Consider the following 7,212-nt stretch of genomic DNA (forward strand, 5'->3'; position numbering starts at 1 on the left):
CATGCGCCGCTCCATCAACCCCGAGGAAAACGTCATGGCACAGCATGACTACAGCAGAAAGGAAGTCCTGGACATCGTCGAGCAGGTCGCCCGGCAGAAAGGCCTTCCGGTCGATGACTTCATGCGCTTCGCGCACATCGAGACCGGCGGCACCTTCAACGAGCGCGCCCACAACACCTCGTCCGGCGCCAAGGGCCTGTTCCAGTTCGTGCCCGGCTCCGCGCGCCAGTACCACCTGACCGGCCACGAGTTCGACCCGACCCGCAACACCGAAGCGGCCGCAAAGATGTACCAGGACAACCTGGACTCGATGGCACGCCGCAACGAGCGCACCGGCCACCCGTACCTGTCCGGAGGCAGTACGCCGACCGGCCTGGACCTGTACCTGGCCCACCAGCAGGGCAGCGCCGGCTATGGCTCGGTGCAGACCGCGATTGCCACCGGCACCTTCGGCGTGGTCCGCAACGGCCACGGCGAAGAGATCAACATGCGCCGCAACGTGCTGAACCAGATCGGTTCCGACGCGAAGGCGCTGACCGGCCACACCCTGGCCGAGATGCGCGGCATGAACGATGGCGACCTGGCGCGGACGTTCTCCAGCTACTACATCCACAAGTACGCGGCGATCAGCATTCCGGAAAAGAACATCGCCCCGCAGACGGTGGCGCCCGGCCAAAGCCAGGCCCCGGCCGCGCCTGCACAGGCCAGCGCAGCCGTGGCGGCGGGTGCAGCCACGCTGGCGGCAACCACAGCGGCGGCCACCGCGCCGAAGCCGGGCATCGAACTGCACGCCGCCTACGAGGCCGGCGTGAAGTACGACCACGTGAAGTACGCGATCAACATTCCGGGTCACGCGCTGTACGTACCGGGCAAGACCGGCAAGAACGTGGAGCAGGGTTACATCGACTGTTCCGGCTGGGTCGGCACGCTGCAGAACCGCACCATGGACGAGATCAACCAGAAGGCCGGGCATGCGGTCTTCAGCAAGGCCGATCGTATCGACCTGGGCAACCTGGGTTCCGGCGGCATCGTGCGCAAGGCATTCGACCAGTCCGGCGTGCTGCTGGACCGCGACGCGATCCTCAAGCCCGGTGCGCTGAAGGAAGGCATGATCATCGGCCTGGATACGGCCAGGACCCGCCACGAGCACTGGAACGGCATCGACCACATCGTGATGGTGGTGCGCGACCCCAACACCGACAAGCTGCTGATCAGCCAGTCCTCCGGCAGCAAGGGCGTGCACACCATGCCGGTCGAGGACTACCTCAAGCAGGTGAAGGACCACCCGAACTGGAAGCTGTACGCCTCCGATCCGCTGTCCAAGGCGCGCGACCTGCTGGAAAACCGCACCCCGTCGCACGAGCAGACCCAGGGCAAGCCTACCGCCGAGCACAAGGCCGCTGCCACGCCGCACGCCGAACTGTACAAGCAGGGCGCGCACAGCGAAGGCGTGCGCAAGGTGCAGGAACAGCTGGGGCACTTGGGCTACGTCGGTGCCGACGGCAAGCCGCTGGTCGAGGATGGCCGCTTCGGCCGCAACACCGACGCGGCGGTGCGCCAGCTGCAGAAGGACAACGGCCTGGTGGCCGACGGCATTGTCGGGGCGAAGACGCTGGAGGCCATCAAGGAAGCCCGCGAGCGCCCGCTGCTGAACGACGAACGGCACCCGCGCAATCCGCTCTTCATCCAGGCCAGCAAGGGTCTGGAACTGTTGCCGGCCGGCACCTTCAAGGATCGCCACGCGCTGGAAAGCGCCGCCGCGGCCCTGACCAAGGAGGCGCATGCCGCCGGCCTGCAGCGCATCGACACGGTGGTGCCCAGCCCGAACGGTGAGCGCCTGTTTGCCGTGCAGGGCACGATCGGTGACCCGGCGGCCAGCCGCGTGGCGGTGGACACCCGAGCCGCCAGCGAGCAGAGCATCGCGCTCAGCAGCGGTGCCGTGCAGGGCGCGCCTAACGTGCTGCACCAGCCGCAGGACGCCCAGCAGGAGCAGGCCCGGCAGGCACAGAAGGCGATGGGCGTCTAAGCCCGCAACGCCTTGGCAGAGAAGGGAGGGCCACGTCCGCGTGGCCTTTTCCCTTTCTGACAGCTGAGCGGCCGAGGCCGCTTTCAGCCTTGCTTCATGCCGCCTGCCGCTAGATGAATGCGCAAGCCGCACGGTGGACCAGGCAATGTTCCGGCAATGTTGGAACGTCAGCGTGGTCTCCACGGCAGCCGGGGCGCCCGCGCCCTCCCTGCCCAGCGTGGCATGCACCTCACAGGAGAACGAACATGCTCAGTACTTCCACACTCAGCTTCCGTGGTCTGGCGATGGCCCTGGCACTGGTGGCCGGTGTCGCCGTGGTCAGCGATGCCAGCGCGATGTCGAGGAAGGACAAGCGCACCCTGGTCGGCGCCGTGGTCGGTGGCGTGGCCGGCAACCTGCTCTCCAACGGCGATCCCGCTGCCACCGTCGGCGGCGCCGTGGCCGGCGGCGCGATCGGCAACCTGACCACCTCCGACCGCCGCGACCGCCGTTACTACGACAATCGCCGTTACGACGACCGCTACGATCGCCGTTACGACCGTGGCTACTACCGCAGCGGCTACTACGACCGCGGTAATGACCGTCGCTGGCAACGCGAGCGCTACTACGACAACCGCTACTACCACGACCGCGGTCGCCATCGCGGCTGGTAAGCAGCGCGGCATCTTCCATGCCGATGCACGGACGGGCGGGTCGATGACCCGCCCGTTTGCGTTGGCCGCGTGCATGGCGTTGAATGCGCAGCCTTGGATGTGACTTTCCCCACTGGGGCTGCGGCATGACTTCTTCCTCCCACCGCGTGCAGGGCCTCAACAACGACGAGGTCGCTGCCGACTGGCCACCGATCAGCGCGGCGGACATCGCGTGGCTGCGCCAGCACTACCCGCAGCTGGACGAGCGCAGCCAACCGCACTGGCACAGCCCGCGGCCGCTGTCGGCTGCCGCCATCGTCAACGGCGCGAACGGAGCGGTGTTCGTCAAGCGCCATCACCACAGCGTGCGCAGTGCGGCCTGCCTGGAAGAAGAGCACCACTTCATCGCCCATCTCGCCGCAGCGGGCGTACCGGTGGTGCAGGTGCTGCCAGCGGCCGATGGCCACACGGCGGCCGAACATGGCGAATGGACGTTCGAGCTGCATGCGATCGGCGTCGGCGAGGACCTGTACCGCGACGCCGTGTCGTGGTCGCTGCTGACCGATGTCGCGCAGGCCCGCGAAGCCGGGCGCACACTCGCGCAGCTGCACCGGGCCGCCGCCAGCTACCACGCGCCCCAACGCAGCACCCATGTGCTGGTCGCGCGCGACGATCTGATCCGTGCCGACGATCCGATCGCGGCCATCAAGGCAGGGCTGCACGAGCGTCCCGGGCTGGCCCGCTACCTCGCGCGCATTCCATGGGAAGCGCAGCTGCAGCGCGACGTGCTGCCGTGGCATGCCGGCCTGGCCGAGCGCCTGCGCGATGAGCCACGGTTGTGGGCGCACAACGACTGGCACGTTTCCAACCTGCTGTGGCGCGATGGGCAGGTCAGCACTGTGCTGGATTTCGGCCTGGCCTCGCCCACCAGTGCGCTGTTCGACCTCGCCACGGCGATCGAGCGCAACGCGGTGGCGTGGCTGGAACTGGAGCGCGGCATGGAGGCGGTGCGCATCGATATCGCGCTGGCCCTGCTCGACGGCTACCGCCAGGTGCTGCCGCTGTCGGCGGCACGCGTGCACCTGCTGGCCGACCTGCTGCCGATGGTCCATTTCGACTTCGCACTGTCCGAAGTGGAGTACTTCGAAGGCGTCACCGGCTCGACCGCCAATGCCGACGTCGCGTGGCAGCCCTTCATGCTGGGGCATCCGGCGTGGTTCCACAGCGCGCCGGGACAGGCACTGCTGCAGGCGCTGCACGCGGCGGCGTGACCCGGTTGGCGCACCATTGGGGTCAGATTCCTTTCCTGCGGAAAGGGATCTGACCCCGCAGCCTGGACCCCGCAGCCTGAAGGACGCCGGCTCGCAAATCCGTACCATTTGTAGTGAAATGGTCACCTGAAGCGGGGGTGCCTGGATCTGCCAGGCTGAGAGAGTCCCTTGGAACCTGATCCGGTTTGCACCGGCGTAGGGAGCTTTGAGCCGCAGCCACACCCCCATCATGGGCCCTGTGCACCTGCGCGCCGTCGCTTCGTCTCCCTTGTTGTCCGAAGACGAACCGAATGAACCGCTGCCTGCGCCCCACCCTGCTCTCCCTCGCCCTCTGCGCTGCGCTGCCACTGCACGCCAGCGAGGCCGATGCGTCCCCTGATGCGGCTGCCACCGGCGCCGAGCGCTCGCCCACCGAACTGGCGGCGGTACGCGTGCAGGCCGGCAAACCGAAGGCCGATACCTCACGCGTGAACGCCTTCGGTGGCGGCAGCTGGAAGGACACGCCGGCCTCGGTGAACGTGCTTGAGCGCGATTACCTGGACCGTCGCCAGGTGCGTTCGCTGTCCGAGCTGGCCAGCAACGATGCCTCGCTGGGTGATGCGTATGCGCCGGTGGGTTACTACCAGAACGTCGCCATCCGTGGCTTTGCCCTGGACGCCGCCACCGGCTACCGCTTCAACGGCCTGTCCATCGCCGGCGAACAGCGCCTGGCGCTGGAGAACGTGCAGTCGGTTGAAATCCTCAAGGGCGAAGCCGGCCTGGCCGCAGGCGTGATGGCGCCGGGCGGCATCATCAACTACATCGGCAAGCGCCCGGCCGAAGTGCGCACCGCCACGCTCGGTACCGATTCGGAAGGCTCGCGCTACGTCGCCGTCGATGTCGGCCACTGGATCACCCCGCGTTTCGGCCTGCGCCTGAATGCCGCATGGGATTCCAGCAACTCCTATGTCGAGCACGCCGACGGTCGCCGCAACTTCTACTCGCTGGCCGCCGACTGGCTCATTGGCGAGCGCGGCAAGCTGGAAGTGGATGCCAATTACCAGACCAGCTCGCAGCGTTCGGTGTCCGGCTACCAACTGCTGGGCGCACGCGACCTGCCGCGTGGCGTCGACCGCGAACACCTGCTGGGTTACCAGCCGTGGCAGCGCCCGGTGGATATCGCCAGCACCAACATCACCGCGCTGCATACCTACGACTTCAACGAGGCCTGGCAGTCGCGCATCTCGGTCGGCCACAGCCGTTCGGTGATCGATGACAACGTCGCCTTCGCCTACGGCTGCTACTACGCCGTGCTGTGCGCCGATGGCAGCGTGCCGGGCAACTACTTCGCGCCCAACGGCGACTATGACGTCTACGACTACCGCAGCCCGGACGACACCCGTCGCAACCAGCAGGCCCGTGCCGAGCTGCGTGGCCGCTTCGAGACCGGCAGCGTCGGCCATGAGCTGACCGTCGGTGCCGACTACTTCCGGCGCACCGTGGACAAGCGCCCGAGCGTCAACGAGTACGTCGGCACCAGCAACATCCACGAAGCACCGGTGCCGGTATTCGCGCCGTCGCCGAAGATGCCGGGACCGTCCGCACAGCGCCTGGACAGCCGCCAGACCGCGTTCTTCGCGCTGGACCGGATCAGCTTCGGCGATGACTGGCAGTGGCTGGCCGGTGGCCGCTTCGTGCGCCTCGATGAGCGCGCCTACGACAAGCGTGGCACCCCGCAGCGGCACAGCCGCCTGTCGCGCTTCCTGCCGCAGACTGCGGTGGTGTGGAAGGCCACCGACCAGCTCAATGCCTATGCCAGCTACGTGCGCGGCATTTCGCTGGGCCAGGAAGCGCCGTTCTGGACCAGCAACGCCGACACCTTCCTGCCGTCGGTGCAGTCGCGGCAGCTGGAAGTGGGCGTGAAGTACGTGCCGGTCGAAGCGCTGACCCTGGGCGCGGCCGTGTTCCGCATTTCGCAGCCGTACCAGTACGCCAAGCCCGACAGCAGCGACGTCGGCTACACCTTCGTCGAGGAAGGCACGCAGACCCACACCGGCCTGGAGCTGACCGCCAACGGCCAGCTGACCGATGCGCTGCAGATCGTGGCCAGCGCCAGCGTGCTGCAGGCGCGCGCGCGCGACACCGGCACGCCGGCCTATGAAGGCCATCAGCTGGTGAACGTGCCGAAGGTGCGCGCCAGCGTGCACCTGGCCTATGCGCTGCCGTTCGTGCAAGGCCTGGACGTGACCGGCGGCTGGCGCTATGCCGGTGCCAACGTGGCCCGCGCCGACGGTGGCGTGCGCGCACCCGACTATTCAGTGTTCGACGCTGGCCTGCGTTTCCAGCATCGCCTGCGCGAGCGCGCAGTGACCTGGAACCTGTCGGTGGACAACGTGTTCAACCGCTTCTACTGGCGCGATACCGGCAGCAGCGGCGGTGACTACTACCTGTTCCCCGGCGCACCGCGACAGGCCCGCCTGTCGGTGACGTTCGCGCTGTGAGCGGCGTGATGCTCGAGTGGACCGCCGCACTGTGCAGCATCCTCGGCGTCTGGCTGATGGCCCGGCGCCGGCTGGCGGCGTGGCCGGTGGGCCTGCTGTCGGTGGCGCTGTATGGCCTGGTGTTCGCCGAGGCCAAGCTGTACTCGGACACCCTGCTGCAGGTCGCCTTCGGTGGTTTCCTGGTCTATGGCTGTCTCAACTGGCGACAGCATGCCGCCGATGAGGGCAGCATCCGCATCGTGCCGCTGGCGCGCGGCACGCTGCTGCGCGACCTGTCCATCGGCCTGTGCGGTGGCGTGGCGCTGGGTGCGGCCATGCACAGCTTCACCGACGCTGCCCTGCCGTGGTTGGATGCGCTGCTGACCGGTCTGAGCCTGGTCGGGCAATGGTGGCAGGCACGCCGCCACGTGGCCTGCTGGTGGGTGTGGATCGCAGTGGACGTGGTCTATGTGGGTGCGTACCTGTTCAAGTCGCTGCACGTGACCGCCGCGCTGTACGTGTTCTTCCTCGGCCTGGCCGTGTTCGGCCTGCGCGCATGGAGCGCCGCCGCTCGCGAGCCACAGGTGGCAACCCGGTAGAGCCACGCCATACGTGGCTGGGCCACCGGTAGTCGCCAACCTTGGTTGGCGTGCGTGCCGACCAAGGTCGGCATCTACCCAGAACATCCACGCATGGCGTGGATCTTATCTCTTGCCAATCTGGCACCTTGGGTGCCGAGAGCCCGGCGTGGGCGACCGTGTGGATCCAGGTCTTGCGACCGAGAAGTAGCTTGGGTCCCCACGCCGGATTCTCCCTGAACCGCC

5 protein-coding genes and 1 riboswitch are annotated in these 7,212 nt (G+C 67.7%); all 5 genes read left to right on the forward strand.

Going from position 1 to position 7,212, the window contains the following annotated elements; translation table 11 throughout:
* The first annotated feature begins 34 nt into the window (after positions 1 to 34).
* The 5 genes from AC5P67_RS12955 to pnuC all read left to right on the forward strand — a co-directional run bounded on the left by AC5P67_RS12955 (position 35) and on the right by pnuC (position 6,987).
* Positions 35 to 2,026 (forward strand): peptidoglycan-binding protein, encoded by a 1,992-nt coding sequence (locus AC5P67_RS12955; RefSeq protein WP_227415414.1) that lies wholly within the window; start codon positions 35 to 37, stop codon positions 2,024 to 2,026.
* Between the two features lie 245 nt (positions 2,027 to 2,271).
* The gene (locus tag AC5P67_RS12960) at positions 2,272 to 2,679 is read left to right on the forward strand and encodes a glycine zipper 2TM domain-containing protein (protein WP_312391683.1); all 408 of its coding nucleotides are present in this window, start codon (positions 2,272 to 2,274) and stop codon (positions 2,677 to 2,679) included.
* A 125-nt stretch (positions 2,680 to 2,804) separates the two neighbouring features.
* Positions 2,805 to 3,929 carry a phosphotransferase enzyme family protein gene (locus AC5P67_RS12965; RefSeq protein ID WP_241879988.1) on the forward strand — a complete coding sequence of 375 codons (1,125 nt, stop codon included), beginning with the start codon at positions 2,805 to 2,807 and terminating at the stop codon, positions 3,927 to 3,929.
* A 123-nt stretch (positions 3,930 to 4,052) separates the two neighbouring features.
* A riboswitch (TPP riboswitch) is annotated at positions 4,053 to 4,148 on the forward strand.
* A 71-nt stretch (positions 4,149 to 4,219) separates the two neighbouring features.
* Complete coding sequence (locus AC5P67_RS12970) at positions 4,220 to 6,409, forward strand: TonB-dependent receptor (protein WP_012478758.1); 2,190 nt, start codon at positions 4,220 to 4,222, stop codon at positions 6,407 to 6,409.
* An 8-nt stretch (positions 6,410 to 6,417) separates the two neighbouring features.
* Positions 6,418 to 6,987, forward strand: a complete 570-nt coding sequence (pnuC, locus tag AC5P67_RS12975; RefSeq protein WP_099474639.1) for a nicotinamide riboside transporter PnuC — start codon at positions 6,418 to 6,420, stop codon at positions 6,985 to 6,987.
* Positions 6,988 to 7,212: the final 225 nt, after the last annotated feature.

The sequence above is a fragment of the Stenotrophomonas sp. YJH_SMC_21 genome, assembly GCF_059369555.1.

What these genes read in the sequence shown, in the direction of transcription:
- AC5P67_RS12955 (WP_227415414.1), top strand. Translation starts at nt 35, where the DNA reads ATGGCACAGCATGACTACAGCAGAAAGGAAGTCCTGGACATCGTCGAG.
- AC5P67_RS12960 (WP_312391683.1), top strand. Translation starts at nt 2,272, where the DNA reads ATGCTCAGTACTTCCACACTCAGCTTCCGTGGTCTGGCGATGGCCCTG.
- AC5P67_RS12965 (WP_241879988.1), top strand. Translation starts at nt 2,805, where the DNA reads ATGACTTCTTCCTCCCACCGCGTGCAGGGCCTCAACAACGACGAGGTC.
- AC5P67_RS12970 (WP_012478758.1), top strand. Translation starts at nt 4,220, where the DNA reads ATGAACCGCTGCCTGCGCCCCACCCTGCTCTCCCTCGCCCTCTGCGCT.
- pnuC (WP_099474639.1), top strand. Translation starts at nt 6,418, where the DNA reads ATGCTCGAGTGGACCGCCGCACTGTGCAGCATCCTCGGCGTCTGGCTG.